Genomic DNA, 17,721 nt, shown 5'->3' on the forward strand with positions numbered 1-17,721 from the left:
GATGCCAAGGGCGCGGCCCAGGCCGGCATCAAGACGATGGAGACGATCATCCTGCCCGAGGTGCCGGAAATCATCTCGCCGATCATCTACGCCCTGCCGATCCAGATGCTGGCCTATTTCACCGCCGTCTTCATGGGCACCGACGTCGATCAGCCGCGCAACCTCGCGAAGTCGGTCACGGTGGAGTAGGCTGCCTTCCCACGATCGGTCTGTATCAATTGATGATACATGATCTTGCGGCCGACTGCGTATCAGAGTATGATACATCGCGTGGGGAAGGCTGTTGATCGTTTCATTCAAAGGCAAGACGGTCGAAGAGGTCGCGGCCGGCAGGGCCCCCAAGGGATTTCCGCCGGATTTGGTAGCCAGGGCGGAAAGGCGGCTGCGGGCGATTGATAATGCCGTTCAGCTGAATGACCTTCGGCCGCCACCCGGAAACCACTTGGAGGCTCTGAAGCGGGATCGTGCCGGGCAACATTCCATACGCATCAACGACCAATGGCGCATCTGTTTCAGATGGACAGCCGCCGGAGCCGAAGATGTGGAAATTGTCGATTATCATTAAACAGAACTCGCCCTAACCCTTTGAGGATATTGAGCTATGCTCAAGTTCGCACGCCCGATCCACCCCGGAGAATTCCTGCGCGAGGAGTATCTTGTGCCGCTCGGCATGAGTGCTGGTGCGCTTGCAAAGAAGCTTAATCTTCCGCGCACCCGGATTGAGCGCATCGTCAAGGAGGAGGTTGGTCTTACGCCGGATACAGCCCTTCGCCTCGCCAGGTTCTTCAACACCACGCCCGGGTTCTGGATGAACTTCCAGAAGGCCTGCGAGTTGGAAACCGAAGCGAGGAAAATAGCGCCGGAGCTCGAGAAGATCGTGCCGCTGGATACAGCGGCATGACGATCGCTCTTTAAAAACTTCGCAGTTCCAAACCGGCTTGCGGTTCACTAATCTTGGCGACGCAACCTGCGCCGCGGTGAATCCATGTCCGACGCCCTGAAGACCTCTGGCATGACCCGGCTGAGGAATTATTTCCTGACCGGCTTCGTCGTCTGCGCGCCTCTGGCGATCACGGCCTATATCGCCTGGTCGCTGATCGGCTGGGTCGATTCCTGGGTGAAGCCCTACATCCCGGTGCGCTACAATCCCGACACCTATCTGCCGTTCCCGGTTCCGGGTTTCGGGCTGATCGTGGCGCTGGTGCTGATCACGCTGATCGGTTTCCTGACAGCCAACATCGTCGGCCGCGCCATCGTCAATTTCGGCGAGCGGCTGCTTGGCCGCATGCCGCTGGTGCGTGGCATCTACGGCTCGCTGAAGCAGATTTTCGAGACGGTGCTGTCCAACAAGGGCGACATGTTCCGCCAGGTCGGGCTGGTCGAATATCCGCGCAAAGGCGTCTGGTCGCTGGTCTTCGTCGCCAGCGAGAAGGAAACCGAGATCAACCAGAAGCTCGACCAGGAAGGCGATCCGCTGATCGCCGTGTTCATGCCTTGCACGCCCAATCCGACCACCGGCTTCCTGATGTATGTGCACAAATCCGAGATCGTGCTGCTCGACATGTCGATCGAGGACGGCGCCAAGCTGATCGTCTCGGCCGGCATGGTGGCGCCGGAGGTCAAGGCCAAGCTTGTGACTCTGAACGGCGAACCGATCGAAGGGGCTTTAGCCAACCCGGCGCTTGGCGCTCAGCCTGCGCGCAGCAGCCGCACCGCCTCGTCGCGCCCGAACAGGTAAAGCAACAAGCGCAGCGCTTCGCCGCGTTCCGATTGCAGTTCCGGGTCGCGCGACAGGATCAGCCGCGCGTCGTCGCGCGCCGCTTCCAACAGGTCGGCATGAAACTCGAGGCGCGCGACCTGAAAGCCGGGCGTACCTGATTGGCGTGTGCCCAGCAGCTCGCCTTCGCCGCGCAGCTTCAGGTCCTCCTCGGCGATCTTGAAGCCGTCCTCGGTCTCGCGCATCACCGAAAGCCGGCGTTTGGCCGTTTCGCCGAGCGGGTCCTTGTAAAGCAGCACGCAGGAGGACGGCTTGTCGCCGCGCCCGACGCGACCGCGCAACTGGTGCAACTGGGCAAGACCGAAGCGCTCGGCATGCTCGATGACCATGATGGTCGCATCCGGCACGTCGACGCCGACCTCGATGACGGTGGTGGCGATCAGGATGCGCGTTTCGCCCTGCTTGAAGGCGCGCATCGCCTCGTCTTTCTCCGCGCCTTTCATGCGGCCGTGCACGAGGCCGATCCGGTCGCCGAACAACGGTTTCAGTGAAGCGAAACGGTCCTCCGCCGACATCAGTTTTATTTCCTCGGATTCCTCGACGAGCGGGCAGATCCAGTAGATCTTCTGACCGTCGGCGACCGCATCGCGCATGCGGCCGACCAGTTCGTCCAGCCGTTCCATGGGCAAGGTCACGGTGCGGATCGGCTGCCGGCCGGCCGGCTTCTCGGTCAGTTTTGAGACATCCATGTCGCCGAAGGCGGTCAGCACCAGCGTGCGCGGGATGGGTGTGGCCGTCATCACCAGCATGTCGGGTGCATCGCCCTTGGCGGTGATGGCGAGACGCTGATGGACGCCGAACCGGTGCTGCTCGTCGACGACGGCCAGCACAAGGTCGTGAAACGTCACGGTTTCCTGGAACAGCGCATGCGTGCCGACGACGATGTCGATCTCACCGCTGGCAAGGCCCTCGAGCGTCCCTGTGCGCTCACGCCCCTTCTCGCGCCCGGTCAGGATGGCGAGGCGCAGGCCGACTTTCTCCGCCAGCGGCGCGATGGTCGCCAGATGCTGGCGCGCGAGAATCTCGGTCGGCGCCATCAGCGCCGCCTGGCCGCCGGCCTCGACCGCGCGCGCCATGGCGAGCAGCGCCACCACCGTCTTGCCGGAGCCGACATCGCCTTGCAGCAGACGCAGCATGCGTTCGGGATCGGCGAGGTCGGCGTTGATTTCGCCCAGCGCGAATTCCTGGCTGGGGGTGAGCTTGTAGGGCAGGGCGGCGCGCAGCTTCTCGACGATGCTGCCGTCGCCGGTGAGCGGCCGGCCCGACAGGCGGCGAATTCTGGCCCGCACCAGCGCCAGCGAAACCTGCCCGGCCAGCAGCTCGTCATAGGCAAGGCGTCGCCAAGCCGGGCCTTCGACGGCGACATCGATCGGATCGGCCGGATGGTGGACACGGGCAAGCGCGTCGCCGAAGGGCGCGAAAGTTTGGCGGCGCATGAAGGCGTCGTCCTGCCATTCCGGCAATTCCGGCAGGCGCCCCAGCGCCTGGCCTATGGCGCGGCGCAGCACCTTGGACGACAGGCCCGCGGTCAGCGGGTACACCGGCTCGACGAGGGGCAGGTTTTCCGCCTCGCTGGCCAGCGCGATGTGGTCGGGATGGACCATGCTCGGGCGGCCATTGAACCATTCCATCCGGCCGGAGACGACGACGCGCTCGCCTTCGGGCATCGCCTTTTCCAGATAGGCGGCATGGGCATGGAAGAAGGTCAGCGCGATCTCCCCGGTGTCGTCATGGGCATAGACCCGGTAAGGCACCGACCTGTTGCCGCGCGGCGGCGGCTGGTGCCGGTCGACCCGCACTTCGAGGGTGACGATCTGGCCCTCGGCCGACAGCGCGATGCCGGGCCGGTTGCGGCGGTCGATCACACTGTTGGGCAGCACGAACAGAAGGTCGGCCGCGCGCGCAGCGCGGTCGCCAAGATCGGCCGGCACGACGCGCTCGATCAGCAAGCCGACTTTCGGGCCGACGCCAGCAAGCGAGGTGATCGGAACGAACAGGGGATCGAGGATGGTGGGACGCATCCTGTCAGCTTATGTCGCGACGGCGGCAGCGCAAAGGCTGACACCGCCCTCTATCCACGCTATATGCGCCGCTTTGGAGGGATGCGGCGCCATGACCGGAACACAGCGATCAAGCGAGGGGCTGGATGCCCGCCGCCGCAAGCTCCTGTTCCGCTCCTGGCATCGCGGCATGCGCGAGATGGACCTGATCCTCGGTTCCTTCGCCGACGCCGAGATCGGCGCCTTGACCGACGATGAAATCGACCAATATGAGAGGCTTCTCGAAATCCCCGACACCGAATTCCTGCCGATGGTCACCGGCGAGCACCCGATCCCGCCCGATATCGACTGCGCGGTGCTGCGCAAGATCCTGGCGTCGCGCCGGGCCATGACATTTTAAAAAAGCATATCCATGAGCCTTATCCCCACAATAGGCCTGCCCAAGGGCCGCGCCGGCCAGTTTATCGTCGACGGCGTCGCCGACGGCTACGAAGCCTTCGCGCTGATACAGACGGCGCAGGAGATCGCGCCCGACAAGCCGGTGCTCTTCGTCGCGCGCGACGGCCAGCGTCTGCCGGCGATCATCGAGGCGCTCGCCTTTGCCGCGCCCGGCCTGCCGGTGCTGGAGCTGCCGGCCTGGGACTGCCTGCCTTACGACCGCGTCTCGCCCGGCGCCGATGCCGCGGCGCGGCGGCTCGACGCGCTTTCCGCCATGATCGCGCTGGCGAAGAGACCGCACCGCGCCGTGATCCTCACCACCGCCAATGCGTTGTTGCAGCGCATCCCGCCGGCCGAGTTGATCGAAGCGCAGACTTTCCACGCCAGGCCCGGCAACCAGATCGACATGAACGCGCTGATCGCGCGGCTGGAGACCTCCGGCTTCGAGCGCGTGCCGACCGTGCGCGGCCTCGGCGAATTCGCGGTGCGCGGCGGCATCCTCGACCTTTTCGCCCCGGGCTGGAGTGAGGCGCTGCGCCTCGACTTCTTCGGCGACACGCTGGAATCGATCCGCGTCTTCGACGTAGCCACCCAGCGTACCACCGGCCAGCGCAAGTCGATGTCGTTGCAGGCGATGAGCGAGGTGGCGCTGACGCCGGAGACGATCAGCCGCTTCCGCCGCTCCTATATCGAGGCTTTCGGCGCGCCGTCGCGCGACGATGCGCTCTATGCGGCGGTCAGCGAAGGCCGGCGCTTCGCCGGCATGGAGCACTGGCTGCCCTTCTTCTATGAGCGGCTGGAGACGGTGTTCGACTATCTGCCGGACGCGCCTGTCGTCTTCGACCATCTGGCGCATGAAGCGCTGGCCGAGCGGCACACGCTGATCCTCGACCACTACGAGGCGCGGCGGAAACAGGCCGATAGCGCGTTGAAGGACGCCGTGCCCTACAAGCCCGTCGCGCCAGACCTGCTTTATCTCTCGCCGGACAATCTCAAGGCCTCGCTCGGTCCGCGCGAAGACATCGACTTCACCGTCTTCGACGCCCCCGATGTGGGAGCCAAGAAGGTTTTCCATGCCGGTTCGCGCCATGGTCGCAGTTTTGCCGAGGAACGCGCCGATCCAAATATCAATGTCTTCGACGTCGTCGTAAAACACATTGCGGACGAGCGCGCCGCGCGCCGGCGCGTCATCGTCGCCGGCTGGACGGAAGGCTCGCTCGACCGCCTCGGCCAGATCCTCGCCGAACATCACCTCGGCAACCTGAAGCCCGTCGCAACCCTTGCCGAGGTCGAAAAGCTCGAGCCGGGGCAGGCGGGTCTTGCCGTGCTACCGCTCGAATCCGGTTTCGAGACCGACCAGATGGTGGTCGTCGCCGAGCAGGACATCCTGGGCGACCGGCTGATCCGGCGTTCGAAGCGAAAGAAGAAGGCTTCCGATTTCATCGCCGAAGCCTCGTCGCTGTCGTCCGGCGACATCGTCGTCCACGCCGATCACGGCATTGGCCGTTTCATCGGGCTGCGCACCATCGAGGCGGTCGGCGCGCCGCATGACTGCCTCGAAATCCACTATGCCGGCGACGACCGGCTGTTCCTGCCGGTCGAGAACATCGAGCTTTTGTCGCGCTACGGCTCGGATTCGGCCGAAGCGACGCTCGACAAACTGGGCGGCGGCGCCTGGCAGGCGCGCAAGGCGCGGCTGAAGCGACGCCTGCTCGACATGGCGGGCCAACTGATCCGCATCGCCGCCGAGCGGCAGATGCGTTCGGCGCCAACGATGATTCCCGCGGAAGGGCTCTACGGAGAGTTCGCGGCGCGTTTCCCTTACGAGGAAACCGACGACCAGCAGACGGCGATCGATTCCGTCATGGACGATCTCGGCGCCGGCAAGCCGATGGACAGGCTGGTCTGCGGCGATGTCGGCTTCGGCAAGACGGAAGTGGCGCTGCGCGCCGCTTTCATCGCGGCGATGGAAGGGTTCCAGGTCGCAGTGGTGGTGCCGACGACCTTGCTGTCACGCCAGCATTTCAAGACCTTCTCGCAGCGCTTCTCGGGCCTGCCGATCCGCATCGCGCAGGCCTCGCGCCTGGTCGGTTCAAAAGAACTGGCGGAGACCAAGAAGGGCATTGCCGAGGGCACGATCGACGTCGTCGTCGGCACGCACGCGCTGCTCGGCAGCTCGATCTCGTTCAAGCAACTCGGCCTTTTGATCATCGACGAGGAGCAGCATTTCGGCGTCAAGCACAAGGAGCGGCTGAAGGATCTCAAGTCAGACGTGCACGTCCTGACGCTGTCGGCGACGCCGATCCCGCGCACGCTGCAACTGGCGCTGACCGGCGTTCGCGAGCTGTCGTTGATCGCGACGCCGCCGGTCGACCGCATGGCGGTGCGCACCTTCATCTCGCCCTTCGATCCGCTGGTCATCCGCGAGACGCTGCTGCGCGAGCGCTATCGCGGCGGCCAATCCTTCTACGTCGTGCCGCGCATCAGTGACCTTTCGGAAATCCATGATTTCCTTCGGGAATCCGTGCCGGAGCTGAAGGTGGCGGTGGCGCATGGCCAGATGCCGCCGGGCGAGCTCGACGACATCATGAACGCTTTCTACGATGGCCAATACGACGTGCTCCTGTCGACGACCATCGTCGAATCCGGGCTCGACATCCCGACGGCCAACACGCTGATCATCCATCGCGCCGACATGTTCGGCCTGGCGCAGCTCTACCAGCTGCGCGGCCGCGTCGGCCGCTCGAAGGTGCGCGCCTATGCGCTGTTCACGCTGCCGGCCAACCGCAAGCTGACCGATACGGCCGAGCGCCGGCTGAAGGTGCTGCAGTCGCTCGACACGCTGGGCGCCGGGTTCCAGCTCGCCAGCCACGACCTCGACATCCGCGGTGCCGGCAATCTGCTCGGGGAAGAGCAGTCCGGCCACATCAAGGAGGTCGGCTTCGAGCTCTACCAGCAGATGCTGGAAGAGGCGGTGGCAGAAGTAAAGGATACCGGCGAGGCGCAGGACGGCGGCTGGTCGCCGCAGATCGCGGTCGGCACCGCCGTGATGATCCCGGAAAGCTACGTGCCTGACCTGCAGCTCCGTATGGCGCTCTACCGGCGCCTCGGCGACCTCGAAAGCACCGAGGAGATCGACGGTTTCGGCGCCGAGCTGATCGACCGGTTCGGGCCGCTGCCGGAGGAGGTGACGCATCTGTTGAAGATCGTCTTCATCAAGGCGCTGTGCCGCAAGGCCAATGTCGAGAAGCTCGATGCCGGGCCGAAGGGCGTCGTCGTTCATTTCCGCAAGCGCGAATTCCCCAACCCGGTCGGGCTGGTGAAATTCATCGGCGAGCAGGGCTCGCTGGCCAAGATCAGGGCCGACCACAGCGTCGTCTTCATCCGCGACTGGCCGAACGCGGAGAAGCGGCTGGCAGGCTCGGCTGTTGTCATGACCCAACTGGCACGGTTGGTCGATAAAGCCGCCTAACGACGTCCACATCTGGATGTCGAGGAGCTCAGGGTATTCGCCACTGCTGAAAAACCCGGCTAGAATAGGTAATCGGCTTCGTGTAAGGAGCCGCGACCTCGTATCGAGGCTGGAAGGGCGGGCAAGCGCGTTCGCCGGTTGTTTTGACGCAATTCCGACGGAAATTTCATAGTTTTCCCTGGAGTTGCTCCGAAAGGGCGTTTGGGTGCAGCGATGACGAAATGGTCGCCGAATTCGTGGAGAGCAAAGCCGATCAAGCAGGTCCCGGCCTATCCGGACCTTGCCGCTCTGAAGGCCACGGAAGCACAGCTTGCCACCTTCCCGCCGCTGGTTTTTGCCGGCGAGGCGCGCAAGCTGAAGAAGCAACTGGCGGCGGTGGCCGCCGGTGAGGCCTTCCTGCTCCAGGGCGGCGATTGCGCCGAAAGCTTCGCCGAGCATGGCGCCGACAACATCCGCGACTTCTTCCGCGTCTTCCTGCAGATGTCGGTGGTGCTCACCTTCGCCGGCGCGCAGCCGGTGGTGAAGGTCGGCCGCGTTGCCGGCCAGTTCGCCAAGCCGCGCTCGTCCGACAACGAGACCAAGAACGGCGTGACGCTGCCGAGCTATCGCGGCGATATCATCAACGGCATCGAGTTCGACGCCAAGTCGCGCATCCCAGACCCCGCCCGGCAGGAAATGGCCTACCGCCAGTCGGCCGCGACGCTCAATCTTCTGCGCGCCTTCGCGCAGGGCGGCTATGCCAGCCTGGAGAATGTGCATCGCTGGATGCTGGGCTTTGTCGCCGACAGCCCGCAAGGCGAGAAATACGAATCGCTCGCCAACCGCATCACCGAGACGATGGAATTCATGCGTGCGGTGGGCATCACCTCGGAAACCAATTTCGCGCTGCGCGAGACGGATTTCTACACCAGCCACGAGGCGCTGCTGCTTGGCTATGAGGAGGCGCTGACGCGCGTCGATTCGACCTCCGGCGACTGGTACGCGACCTCGGGCCACATGATCTGGGTCGGCGACCGCACACGCCAGCCGGATCACGCGCATATCGAATATTGCCGCGGCATCAAGAATCCGCTCGGCCTGAAATGCGGGCCGTCGCTGACGCCGGACGGGCTGATCGAGTTGATTGACCTGCTCAATCCCGAGAACGAGCCGGGCCGCCTGACGCTGATCGCCCGCTTCGGCTCGGACAAGGTCGCCGAGCATCTTCCGAAGCTGGTGCGTGCGGTGAAGAAGGAAGGCCGCAGCGTCGTCTGGTCGTCGGATCCGATGCATGGCAACACGATCGAGGCGGCGGGCTACAAGACGCGGCCATTCGACCGCATCCTCAAGGAAGTACAGACCTTCTTCGAGGTGCACCGCGCCGAAGGCACGCATCCGGGCGGCATCCATGTGGAGATGACCGGCAAGAACGTCACAGAGTGCACGGGCGGCGCCCGCGCCATCACGGCAGAAGACCTGCAGGACCGCTACCACACTCATTGCGACCCGCGCCTCAACGCCGATCAGGCGATCGAGCTCGCCTTCCTGGTCTCGGACCTGCTCAAGAAGAGCCACCCGGTGCAGCACAAGCAGGCCGCCAACGCCTGAATGGGGGCTTGATATCCATCATTAAAGCAGGTCGCGTGAAAAAGGAATTCACGCGACCTGCTTTAAGTTTTTGATTTTAAGCATGTCTTTGTCCCGAAACCGGGCCCACTTTCGGGAGACATGCTCTAGAGGCGCTGGCGGCGACGCCTGCGCCTTTTGACGTGGGCTGGCAATCATTCGGATCGCGGGTCATTCCGGATCGGGCGGCCCGGGCGGGTCGCCCGGGAAACTGGTTCGCCCGGGCGGAATGACGGCAAAGCTGATCTCCAAGGGCGGTGCTTTGAGCGACCAGTCGAATGGCACCGTCTTGACCGGCAGGCCAGCAATCCAGGCCTGCTGTTGCGGGGAGAGTTTCCAGCCGTGCGGCCATACAAACAGCATGCCCTGATCCCGCAGGCGCTGGTCCGTGATCCAGGGGGCGAGGCGCCTGTCGAGGTTCGTGAAGATGGAGGGCTGGTCCGCAGCTTCCAGCCCGGCAAGCTGAGCCACGCCGTCCTCGCCGCCGACAATACCCAATGGTCCCGGCACCGTCTCATGCCAGATCGCCTCGGCCGTCTGCGAGATTGATCGCGCCGGCCAGCAACTCGGCTGCAGGTGGCCGAGGACGTTGCAACCTGTCCAGCGGGTCGCCGCATAGGCGCTCGACACGCCGACCACGCAAAGCAGCGCCAGCACCGTCAGTCGGCGCAATTCCTTTTGTCCCAGTCGCTGGCCCAGAAGCGCAATCGCCAGGGCGCCGACGAGATTGTACATCGTCGCGCCCCAGGACTCGCCAGTGCCGGTAAACAGCGAGGCGACCATGATCAAGAGTGCCGGCCCCAGGCCCATCCATGCCAGGTAGACAACAGCGCGCCGCTCGGGAGCAGGGTAGGCCGGCGGGGGTTCGCGTCCAGGCCCGGGCTGCCGGCGCAACAGGCCGGAAATAGCGAGCACGACGGGAACGGCGGCAAGCCCGGCAAGCTGAACGCCGATATAGTAAAGCCGGGCGCGGTGGGCGATCACCCAGGCGTTGCGATGCGCGGCATAGGAGAACGGCAGGAAATCGAGGCGGACAAGCTCCGCCGCCAACGGCGCCACGACGCCAAGAAAAACCGCGAGGCCGAGCCACGGCCATGGGGTGGCGAGCCGGCTTCGGGCACGCGCGTCGTATAAGATCCAGAGGCCGCCGAAGGCCAGCAGCAGAGCCGTCGAGAACTTGGCATAGAGCCCCAGGCCGGAAACGAGGCCGAGGGCGAGCCACCAGCCCGGTCGTCCGTCGCGCGCCGCGCGCCACAGCAACCATGAAATGCCGGCCCAGAACGGCATCTGCGCGTAGTCATGATTGAATTGCGGGGTCGGCCAGCCGAAGAAATAGATCGCGGGCATCAGCAGCACGGCGGCGAGCGCGCGGGTCGAGCCCATTATGTCGCGCGCAACCAGATAGACCAGGACGAAGGTCGTCGAGACCATCAGTTGCGACAGCATATATTGCGGCCAGCGGAATGAGCCGGTCAGGAGATGGCTGATCTCGAGCAGCCAGCACGGCAGCTGCGGGTGCTTGTAGGTCAACAGCATCCATTCGCGACCCCACATGAAGCCTTCGACGACGTCGCGGGGCGGCCCAACGTTGACGAGCGCCGGCATGACGGTCCAGCAAGCGATCTGGATCAGGCACAAAAGCGCCAGCAATCGCCATGGGTGCCGGACCAGGCCGTTCCAGATCGAAGACAGATCGCCTTCAGCCGCGGCCGCGGCGGGCCAGACATGCACGGATTCGCTGGTTCTCGACATGCGGGCCTAAAATCACACCGGTGGATTGCTGAACAGTCCGATAGCAAAAGCTTACGAAAATGTATGCTGCCGCAACATTGTAAAACCAAGATTGCGATGGAACCCGTCGCTGGCGCTTTGGGCAGGACCGGCCGGCCGATCGTTGCCGGAGACGGCCCACGGCGCCGCGGTTCCAGCAATACAGGTGCCTCCATGCGCCATCAGCATGCCGTCATTCATCACCGTGGGCTCGATTTCTGGTCGGCGCGCGCCGCGGTTCTCGTCATCATCTGCCTGCAGCTTCTGGTCATCAACAACCTGTCCTTCGGTCCGCGCTGGCTTGCCCCGACGGTGGAGGCAGCGCTGCTCGTGCCCTTGTCGATCGCGACGGCCTGGACGCAAATGGCGACGCGCAAGGCGGTCGATCACGAGCATTGGTACGCGATCGGCCAATTGCGCCTCTACATCCGCCGCACGGCACTGGTGATGACCGGGGTCATCAGCATCATGAATTGCGGATCGCTGGTTCTCCTGGTGCGGGCGCTGCTGGAAGGCCATGCCGGCGCCGGCACGACGCTGCTCGTCGACGCGCTCAACATCTGGGTCACCAACGTGATCGTCTTCGCGCTGTGGTTCTGGAGCACCGACCGCGGCGGCCCGCCGACCTGCGGCCTGGTCAAGCGCGCGCAGGCAGACTTTCTATTCCCGCAAATGACGCTGCCCGATCGGGAGATCCAGGGCTGGCTGCCGGGCTTCGTCGACTATTTCTTCCTGGCTTTCACCAATGCCACGGCGTTCTCGCCGACCGACACCTTGCCGCTCACGCAGCGCGCCAAGCTCCTGATGATGGCCGAAGCGATGATCTCGCTGTTGACGATCGCGCTGGTGGCTGCGCGGGCGGTCAACATCCTGGCCTAAAACTGCATCGATATTCAGGTGAGGCCGGCCTGCAAATGGCGGCTTCCTGCGCTTCCGGTGCTCACGTACGAAAAGTACGCTCCGCTCCGGCCTTCGCCGGCCGAAGCCCTCATAAGCGTCTCCGCCCTATGAAGGCAACGGCCGGCGTAGGCCGGTTCTCGGAACCCACCATTTTCGACTCGGCCTGACCTGAATCGCGATACAGTTTTCCGAACTCAGTGGCCGCGTTCCCAGCGCATTCCTGCTAGCCTAGGATCGGCAAAGGCGGTGCGTGAGAATTCCAGCCTCCTATCCGGGAATTCGCCGATCGCCTGGAGGCCGAAGGAGCCTATCCGGATACGCCAGGTCTGCGGCTCCAGCGGTTTTGCCTTGGCAAAGCCCTTGCACGTCAACAGCGCGATGTTGGCGCCTTTGGGATCGCGCACCGAGCGATAGCGGATCGCCTGCAACTCTGCCTCACGCGCGACGTCGGCGATCGCCTGGCAGGCGGTGTAGTCGGTGGCGTGCGTCCAGGCCTTCTCGTCGCGATCGAGCGGCGGCCGCGTCAGGTCGATCGCGCGGTCGCATCTGATCGCCGCCACGAAGGCGGTGTATTCCGCAGCGTCGTTCGGCCATGGCGTCGCCGGCGATTCCGCGAAGAACAACAAGCGGTAGAAAGCCATTTCCGCAACCGCCGTCAGCACCGTCTCGGCGGCATAATAGACGCCTTTCGTCTTGCCGGCGCGGCGGAAGCGCGAGCCGTACGGATAGACCGAGCCGTAACGAAAGGGCGTAGCCAGCAGGTAATGGAGATGGCGGCATTCCAGCGGGATCTGCGGCTTGGTGTCCTCGATAAGGTCCTCCAGCAACGCCTGCTCATCGAGCGTGTCGATGAGCTTGAGGGTGGAGACACGGTGCTGCGCCTCGACCATGCGCCAGTACTTGCCTTCGAGCCTGACGGCCTCAGACGAGAGCGCGTCGGGAGTCCAGGTAGGCAATGACATCGACAAGTCCGGCAATCGTCAGGATTTTCTCGATCGGCGTGCCGTCGAGCGTGGTGTTGGGGTTCTTCAGCCACGCCCGGGCAACGGTCTCGTCGCCGCCGACGATGGCGTCGAGCGAGCGGAACAGGCGAACGAACAGCACCGCCAGTTCGAACGGCTTGGTGCCGCGTTCAAGCAGGAATTCCTGCTTGCGCATGCGCGAGACCGTCGCCTCCGACACGCCGATGACCAAAGCGAGGGTCCTGGCGGTGATGTCGAGCAGGTCGGCCGCGCGCAGCGTGGCCTTGGTGATGACGGCGTTTTCGGCCGCCGTCGCGGCCGCGACTGGACGTTGCATAGGCGCACCCTTTCATTTCTGTGGAAAATATAGTCCACAAAAATTCTTCTGGAAAGGAGCGTGTCAGTCTTTCTTGTAAAGCAGCCAGCCCTTGGCGGGGCGCCCCGCCGTCGTCGAATGCCTGGTGACCCGGTTGCGGCCGCCGACCTTGGAGCGATAAAGCGCGCGGTCCGCCTTGGTATAGAGGTCTTCGGGGTTTTCCGCCTCCGAAGCCATGCAGATACCCAGCGATACGGTAACGGTGCCGTAGTTGATGCCGCTCTGGCTGCTGGCGAACGGGGTCTGCTCGATCAGCGCGCGGATGCGCTCGGCGATCTCGTAAGTGGCATCCTCGCTGGCGCCCTCGACGATAAGCGCAAACTCCTCGCCGCCGGTGCGCGCGACAAACATGTCGGAACGCACGCTGGACTGGAAGATCTCTGCGATGATCTGCAGGATCCTGTCGCCGACCGGGTGGCCGTAGCGATCGTTTATGTCCTTGAAATGGTCGATATCGGCAAGGATCAAGGCGTTGAACAGGATACCGCGATTGCTGTTGTAGATCCGGGTGATCTCCTTGTCGAAGGCGCGGCGGTTCCACAACTGCGTGAGCGGGTCGGTGTCGGCGAGCCGCTTGTACTCCTCGAGCTTCGACTTGACGCTTTCAAGCTCGGCCGTCTTTTCGCTGAGCGTGCTGGCGATCTGGCGGCCGTGGTCGATCGTCGAGCTGGTGGCGGCCGACATGGCGCCGGCGATCTTCTGCAGGAGCTCCTGCGAGAGCAGGCTGCGATTGCTGAGGCCGATCGAGGTCTCGTCGAGGATGCGGCCGTATTTCTCGATATGCGAGTGCTCGCTGCGTAGCAGCGTGGCGATATCCTCAAGCTCCTTGGCGATCATCTCGCGGGCGTGCTCGACAATGGCGGGGCCGTGGTGTTGCGGAAAGAAGGCCCGCCCGATGCGGTCGAGGTCCTCCTGGGTCGGGCGGTTGCTCAACGAGACGACGGCAAGGCTGAGTTCGTGATTGCTGCCGCTGAGCGCCTCGTAGAAGATTTCATAGTTGCGCGGCAGGCCGAGCACGCCGAGCTGTCGCATCGTCGCCACTACCGTGCTGGCGATGTCGGTATTCCTGTCGGTCGGAATGGCTGCCGGCTGCATGTTGTGTTCACTACCCCTTCAGTGCGACCGGAGACCTGCCACCGCCGGGAGTCGCTCGCGCGGGGATTGGAATCAGAAATGCGGATGCAACGGCGCGTCCCCAACACGACCATCGCTTGTGGGAATCATAAATGCAGTCCCGCTAAAGTTTCCTTAATAGCCCGCATTTCCTCATTGTCCTTGCTACCACAGGGTGCAAGGCGGTGCAGGGCGCGGCTTCTGAAACGCGTCGCCTCGGTGTCGCATTTGCCGGTGCCCGGCCATCTCAAAACTGAAATTCTATTCCGCAATGAACGGGGCGCATGATGTCGACGGAGGCCGGAATGGACGACAACCGAAGCGGATCGTGCCTGTGCGGGGCGGTGCGGTTCAGGACGAGCGGGCCGCTACGCGGCGTCGTCTACTGCCACTGCTCGCAGTGCCGCCGGCAAACCGGCCATTTCGTCGCGGCAACCGCCTCCAAGGACGTCGATATCGTCATAGAAGGCACCGACGCGCTCAACTGGTACGGCGCGTCCGACATAGCGAAACGCGGCTTTTGCCGCACCTGCGGTTCGCTGCTGTTCTGGAAGCACAATGAACTGGACACGATCTCGATCATGGCCGGCTCCTTCGAGAGGCCGAGCGGTCTCTTCGCGGAAAGCCACATCTTCGTCGGCGACAAGGGCGATTACTATTCGATCGAGGACGGGTTGCCGCAGTTCGAGAAATCGACACCGTCGATAAAGGTCGCGGACGGATGAATTTTGCGGCGGCAGCCTTATTCCCTTGATCCCGCCATTGGGATATCCCCAGCCGGTGACTCGCAAAGGGCCAGAGGCATGCAGCGGCTGATCGATGCGTTCATCAATTCAGTGCGGGCCTTCCGCAAGTTGGCCGCCCACGAAAAGGCGTTCCAGCAGGAATTGCTGTTGCTTGCTCTTGCCTTGCCGGCTGGCTGGTTCATCTCGGTCTCCTGGCGCGGCTATGCGCTGCTGATCGGCGCGGTGCTGCTCCTGATCATGGTCGAAGTGCTCAACACCGGCATCGAGGCGGCCTGCGACGCGATCTCGCGCGAGTTCCACATCGAGATCCAACTCGCCAAGGATTGCGGCTCGCTGGCGGTGCTGATCTCGATCGTGATCGCCGGCGGCGTCTGGGGCATCGCCCTCATCGAACGCCTTATCGGCGCGCCGATCTGATACTGGAGCAATTCCAGGAAAAGTGTGAGCGGTTGGGTTCGGCGCCTTCGCCGTAACCTTCCGTCGGGAATTGCGTAAAAACAAAGGGTTAGAGCGGTTCGCCGTTTCCGTGAAACGGTGAAACGCTCTCGCGGGTCAGGGTCCCGCCCGGTCTTCCTTGGCGCGTTCGCGGCTGGCAAAGTGATGGCCGACCAGCCAGGCAACAATCGCCACGACCGCGCCGACGCCAAGGGCGATGAGCAGGCGCTCATGCCGGGCGAACGCCTGGCCCACCATCTGCTCCGCGCCCAGGCCGAAGACATAGCCGATGCCGCTGAACAGGGCCGCCCAGACCGCGGAAGAGATGGCGTTCAGGACGACGAAACGGGGCACTGGCACCGTCGACAGGCCGGCGGCGACACCGCCGACCAGGCGCATGCCGTAGATATAGCGGTTGGTCAGCACGAAAATGTTGGGATGGGTGTTGAGCAGGCGGTAGGCGCGGCTGAAGCCCGGACGCCTGCGCAGCCTTCTCACATAGCGATGCTCGGCGAAGCTGCGCCCCAGGGTGAAGAAGAACGTGTCGCCGGCGAAGGCGCCGAGAAAGGCCGCCAGGAAAGTCTGCCACAGCACGAAAACATGCTGATGGGCGAAGAAGCCGCCCAGGATCGCGGCGCTTTCACCTTCGGCCACGCAGCCCAGAAAGACCGCGATCAGCCCGTATTGCTCGATGAGATGGTGGATGGTCTCGCTCATTCCGTTGCAGGCCGCGCCGACAGTTTCTCGTCGATGCGCCGGATCTGCTCGGCCAAGCGCAGGATTTCGTCCCGCATGCCGATGATCTCGCTGTGGCGAAGCTCGTCGAGCTTCTCATGCAGGGCCATGATCTCGATCTCGGCCTTCAGATTGACCTCGTAGTCATGCGCCGCGTCGATGCGGTCGCGTTCGGTCTGGCGGTTCTGCGACATCATGATCACGGGCGCCTGCAGCGCGGCGACCATCGAAAGCACCAGGTTGAGGAAGATGAAAGGGTAGGGGTCGAAGGCGTCGCGCGTGAGCAGCCAGGCATTGCCGGCGGTCCAAACAACCAAAAAGGCCAGGAAGGCGAGGATGAAGGACCAGGAACCGCCGACCCTGGCAATGCTGTCGGCGATGCGGTCGCCATAGGTCTCGTGGAAGGCCACGGCCTTGTTGGTATCTCGCGTGATGGTGGTGCGCTCGAGCGTCGACTGGAGCACGCGGCTCTCGAGCGGACCGAAACCTTCCGGCTTTCGCTTGAGCAAACGGTTCGCCATGTCCTCGACGATCTTGTTCATCTGTCTTCTCCTTCGGCCGGGCATCGATAGAGGTAGAGGCTGCCGGGCCTGACGTGAAGTGATAGATTGCGGCGAACAGGCGAGGACAACGATGCTCGATTTCCAGAAAATCCACGCACGGGCGGCAAAGCGCAAGGGCGGGGAGGCCGTGCTGTCACCGTTGCTTGGCCCGGCGCCCGACAACACGGCGGTGGCGAAGATCCCCGACGACCGCATTCTCTCCACCATGGCCGAGCGGATTTTCGCCGCCGGCTTCGTGTGGCGTGTCATCGAACAGAAATGGCCGGGTTTCGAGGAAGCGTTCCTCGGCTTCGAGCCGAAGCGGCTCTTGTTCCAGCCGGACGACTTCTGGCACGAACTGGCATCCGATAGCCGGATCGTGCGCAACCCGCAGAAGATCAAGTCGGTACGCGACAATGCCGCCTTCGTCGATCGCGTCTCGAAGGAGCACGGCAGCTTCGGCAAATTCATTGCCGGGTGGCCGGCGGACGATCAGGTCGGCCTGACCGCCTATCTCGCCAAGCATGGCAGCCGGCTCGGCGGCAACACCGGGCAGTATTTCCTGCGCTGGCTGGAATGGGACACGTTCGTGATCTCCACCGACATGGCGGCGGCGTTGCGAGACGCCGGCCTCGACATCGCCGAAAACCCGACCTCGAAACGCGACCTCGACAGGATCCAGGCGCAGATCAACCAATGGTCGGCCGAGACCGGACTGCCGCGCCGCCACATCTCGCGCATCCTGGCGATGTCGATCGGCGAGAACCGTTCGGCAGAGGCGTTGCGCGAGTATATGGGCGACTAGGCCTGCCACAATCGATCGATCAGGGACATAATCGGCTTTGCCGAT

At 63.9% G+C, this 17,721-nt stretch carries 17 protein-coding genes and 1 pseudogene; 11 read left to right on the plus strand and 7 right to left on the minus strand.

The window, feature by feature from the left end; translation table 11 throughout:
* The 4 genes and pseudogenes from AC0YKC_RS17335 to AC0YKC_RS17350 all read left to right on the plus strand — a co-directional run.
* Positions 1 to 189, plus strand: a pseudogene (locus AC0YKC_RS17335) (glutamine--fructose-6-phosphate transaminase (isomerizing)); the annotation flags it as partial.
* Between the two features lie 94 nt (positions 190 to 283).
* Entirely contained in the window at positions 284 to 565 is a 282-nt protein-coding gene (locus AC0YKC_RS17340; RefSeq protein WP_488511926.1) for a type II toxin-antitoxin system RelE/ParE family toxin, read from the plus strand.
* Positions 566 to 601: 36 nt separating this feature from the next.
* On the plus strand, positions 602 to 901 hold the full coding sequence (locus AC0YKC_RS17345) for a HigA family addiction module antitoxin (RefSeq protein WP_488511927.1): 300 nt from the start codon (positions 602 to 604) through the stop codon (positions 899 to 901).
* Between the two features lie 84 nt (positions 902 to 985).
* Positions 986 to 1,738, plus strand: a complete 753-nt coding sequence (locus AC0YKC_RS17350) for a DUF502 domain-containing protein (protein WP_320295952.1) — start codon at positions 986 to 988, stop codon at positions 1,736 to 1,738.
* On the opposite strand, the gene recG is transcribed toward AC0YKC_RS17350, so the two are convergent.
* Positions 1,690 to 3,798 (minus strand): ATP-dependent DNA helicase RecG, encoded by a 2,109-nt coding sequence (recG, locus tag AC0YKC_RS17355; protein ID WP_434722966.1) that lies wholly within the window; start codon positions 3,796 to 3,798, stop codon positions 1,690 to 1,692. The genes AC0YKC_RS17350 and recG overlap by 49 nt on opposite strands.
* Positions 3,799 to 3,889: 91 nt before the next feature.
* On the opposite strand from recG, the gene AC0YKC_RS17360 reads away from it, so the two are divergent.
* From AC0YKC_RS17360 to AC0YKC_RS17370, 3 genes are all read left to right on the plus strand, one after another.
* Entirely contained in the window at positions 3,890 to 4,177 is a 288-nt protein-coding gene (locus tag AC0YKC_RS17360) for an FAD assembly factor SdhE (RefSeq protein ID WP_488511928.1), read from the plus strand.
* Between the two features lie 12 nt (positions 4,178 to 4,189).
* Entirely contained in the window at positions 4,190 to 7,687 is a 3,498-nt protein-coding gene (gene mfd / locus AC0YKC_RS17365; RefSeq protein ID WP_488511929.1) for a transcription-repair coupling factor, read from the plus strand.
* A gap of 213 nt (positions 7,688 to 7,900) precedes the next feature.
* A complete protein-coding gene (locus AC0YKC_RS17370) occupies positions 7,901 to 9,274 on the plus strand; it encodes a class II 3-deoxy-7-phosphoheptulonate synthase (RefSeq protein WP_320295948.1) in 1,374 nt (457 codons plus the stop codon).
* A gap of 189 nt (positions 9,275 to 9,463) precedes the next feature.
* Here AC0YKC_RS17370 and AC0YKC_RS17375 read toward each other — a convergent pair whose 3' ends face one another.
* Positions 9,464 to 11,044, minus strand: a complete 1,581-nt coding sequence (locus AC0YKC_RS17375; protein ID WP_488511930.1) for a glycosyltransferase family 39 protein — start codon at positions 11,042 to 11,044, stop codon at positions 9,464 to 9,466.
* A gap of 192 nt (positions 11,045 to 11,236) precedes the next feature.
* Here AC0YKC_RS17375 and AC0YKC_RS17380 point away from each other — a divergent pair, with 192 nt between their 5' ends.
* Complete coding sequence (locus tag AC0YKC_RS17380; RefSeq protein WP_320295946.1) at positions 11,237 to 11,941, plus strand: hypothetical protein; 705 nt, start codon at positions 11,237 to 11,239, stop codon at positions 11,939 to 11,941.
* A gap of 215 nt (positions 11,942 to 12,156) precedes the next feature.
* On the opposite strand, the gene AC0YKC_RS17385 is transcribed toward AC0YKC_RS17380, so the two are convergent.
* The 3 genes from AC0YKC_RS17385 to AC0YKC_RS17395 all read right to left on the minus strand — a co-directional run bounded on the left by AC0YKC_RS17385 (position 12,157) and on the right by AC0YKC_RS17395 (position 14,395).
* Entirely contained in the window at positions 12,157 to 12,924 is a 768-nt protein-coding gene (locus AC0YKC_RS17385; RefSeq protein ID WP_488511931.1) for an RES family NAD+ phosphorylase, read from the minus strand.
* Positions 12,884 to 13,261: an antitoxin Xre/MbcA/ParS toxin-binding domain-containing protein gene (locus AC0YKC_RS17390; RefSeq protein ID WP_320295944.1), complete on the minus strand. Its 378-nt coding sequence runs from the start codon at positions 13,259 to 13,261 to the stop codon at positions 12,884 to 12,886. The genes AC0YKC_RS17385 and AC0YKC_RS17390 overlap by 41 nt, the downstream gene beginning before the upstream one ends.
* Positions 13,262 to 13,324: 63 nt before the next feature.
* Complete coding sequence (locus AC0YKC_RS17395) at positions 13,325 to 14,395, minus strand: GGDEF domain-containing protein (RefSeq protein WP_434722961.1); 1,071 nt, start codon at positions 14,393 to 14,395, stop codon at positions 13,325 to 13,327.
* A gap of 323 nt (positions 14,396 to 14,718) precedes the next feature.
* Between AC0YKC_RS17395 and AC0YKC_RS17400 the strand changes: the two genes are divergently transcribed.
* Both AC0YKC_RS17400 and AC0YKC_RS17405 read left to right on the plus strand, forming a co-directional pair.
* On the plus strand, positions 14,719 to 15,138 hold the full coding sequence (locus AC0YKC_RS17400; RefSeq protein ID WP_488511932.1) for a GFA family protein: 420 nt from the start codon (positions 14,719 to 14,721) through the stop codon (positions 15,136 to 15,138).
* Between the two features lie 78 nt (positions 15,139 to 15,216).
* A complete protein-coding gene (locus tag AC0YKC_RS17405) occupies positions 15,217 to 15,576 on the plus strand; it encodes a diacylglycerol kinase (protein ID WP_042644382.1) in 360 nt (119 codons plus the stop codon).
* Positions 15,577 to 15,711: 135 nt separating this feature from the next.
* On the opposite strand, the gene AC0YKC_RS17410 is transcribed toward AC0YKC_RS17405, so the two are convergent.
* Entirely contained in the window at positions 15,712 to 16,311 is a 600-nt protein-coding gene (locus AC0YKC_RS17410; protein WP_488511934.1) for a DedA family protein, read from the minus strand.
* Positions 16,308 to 16,871, minus strand: a complete 564-nt coding sequence (locus AC0YKC_RS17415; protein WP_488511935.1) for a DUF1003 domain-containing protein — start codon at positions 16,869 to 16,871, stop codon at positions 16,308 to 16,310. Before AC0YKC_RS17415 ends, AC0YKC_RS17410 begins: the two co-directional genes overlap by 4 nt.
* 91 nt (positions 16,872 to 16,962) lie before the next feature.
* On the opposite strand from AC0YKC_RS17415, the gene AC0YKC_RS17420 reads away from it, so the two are divergent.
* Positions 16,963 to 17,676: a DNA-3-methyladenine glycosylase I gene (locus AC0YKC_RS17420; protein ID WP_488511936.1), complete on the plus strand. Its 714-nt coding sequence runs from the start codon at positions 16,963 to 16,965 to the stop codon at positions 17,674 to 17,676.
* The last annotated feature ends 45 nt before the right edge of the window (positions 17,677 to 17,721 follow it).

It is taken from the genome of Mesorhizobium sp. CNPSo 4661, from assembly GCF_057784215.1.

Coding starts and splice junctions, on each gene's coding strand:
- AC0YKC_RS17350 (WP_320295952.1), top strand. CDS start 986: ATGTCCGACGCCCTGAAGACCTCTGGCATGACCCGGCTGAGGAATTAT.
- AC0YKC_RS17400 (WP_488511932.1), top strand. CDS start 14,719: ATGGACGACAACCGAAGCGGATCGTGCCTGTGCGGGGCGGTGCGGTTC.
- AC0YKC_RS17380 (WP_320295946.1), top strand. CDS start 11,237: ATGCGCCATCAGCATGCCGTCATTCATCACCGTGGGCTCGATTTCTGG.
- AC0YKC_RS17410 (WP_488511934.1), bottom strand. CDS start 16,311: ATGAGCGAGACCATCCACCATCTCATCGAGCAATACGGGCTGATCGCG.
- AC0YKC_RS17370 (WP_320295948.1), top strand. CDS start 7,901: ATGACGAAATGGTCGCCGAATTCGTGGAGAGCAAAGCCGATCAAGCAG.
- AC0YKC_RS17375 (WP_488511930.1), bottom strand. CDS start 11,044: ATGTCGAGAACCAGCGAATCCGTGCATGTCTGGCCCGCCGCGGCCGCG.
- AC0YKC_RS17415 (WP_488511935.1), bottom strand. CDS start 16,871: ATGAACAAGATCGTCGAGGACATGGCGAACCGTTTGCTCAAGCGAAAG.
- mfd (WP_488511929.1), top strand. CDS start 4,190: ATGAGCCTTATCCCCACAATAGGCCTGCCCAAGGGCCGCGCCGGCCAG.
- recG (WP_434722966.1), bottom strand. CDS start 3,798: ATGCGTCCCACCATCCTCGATCCCCTGTTCGTTCCGATCACCTCGCTT.
- AC0YKC_RS17385 (WP_488511931.1), bottom strand. CDS start 12,924: ATGTCATTGCCTACCTGGACTCCCGACGCGCTCTCGTCTGAGGCCGTC.
- AC0YKC_RS17360 (WP_488511928.1), top strand. CDS start 3,890: ATGACCGGAACACAGCGATCAAGCGAGGGGCTGGATGCCCGCCGCCGC.
- AC0YKC_RS17405 (WP_042644382.1), top strand. CDS start 15,217: ATGCAGCGGCTGATCGATGCGTTCATCAATTCAGTGCGGGCCTTCCGC.
- AC0YKC_RS17390 (WP_320295944.1), bottom strand. CDS start 13,261: ATGCAACGTCCAGTCGCGGCCGCGACGGCGGCCGAAAACGCCGTCATC.
- AC0YKC_RS17420 (WP_488511936.1), top strand. CDS start 16,963: ATGCTCGATTTCCAGAAAATCCACGCACGGGCGGCAAAGCGCAAGGGC.
- AC0YKC_RS17395 (WP_434722961.1), bottom strand. CDS start 14,395: ATGCAGCCGGCAGCCATTCCGACCGACAGGAATACCGACATCGCCAGC.
- AC0YKC_RS17345 (WP_488511927.1), top strand. CDS start 602: ATGCTCAAGTTCGCACGCCCGATCCACCCCGGAGAATTCCTGCGCGAG.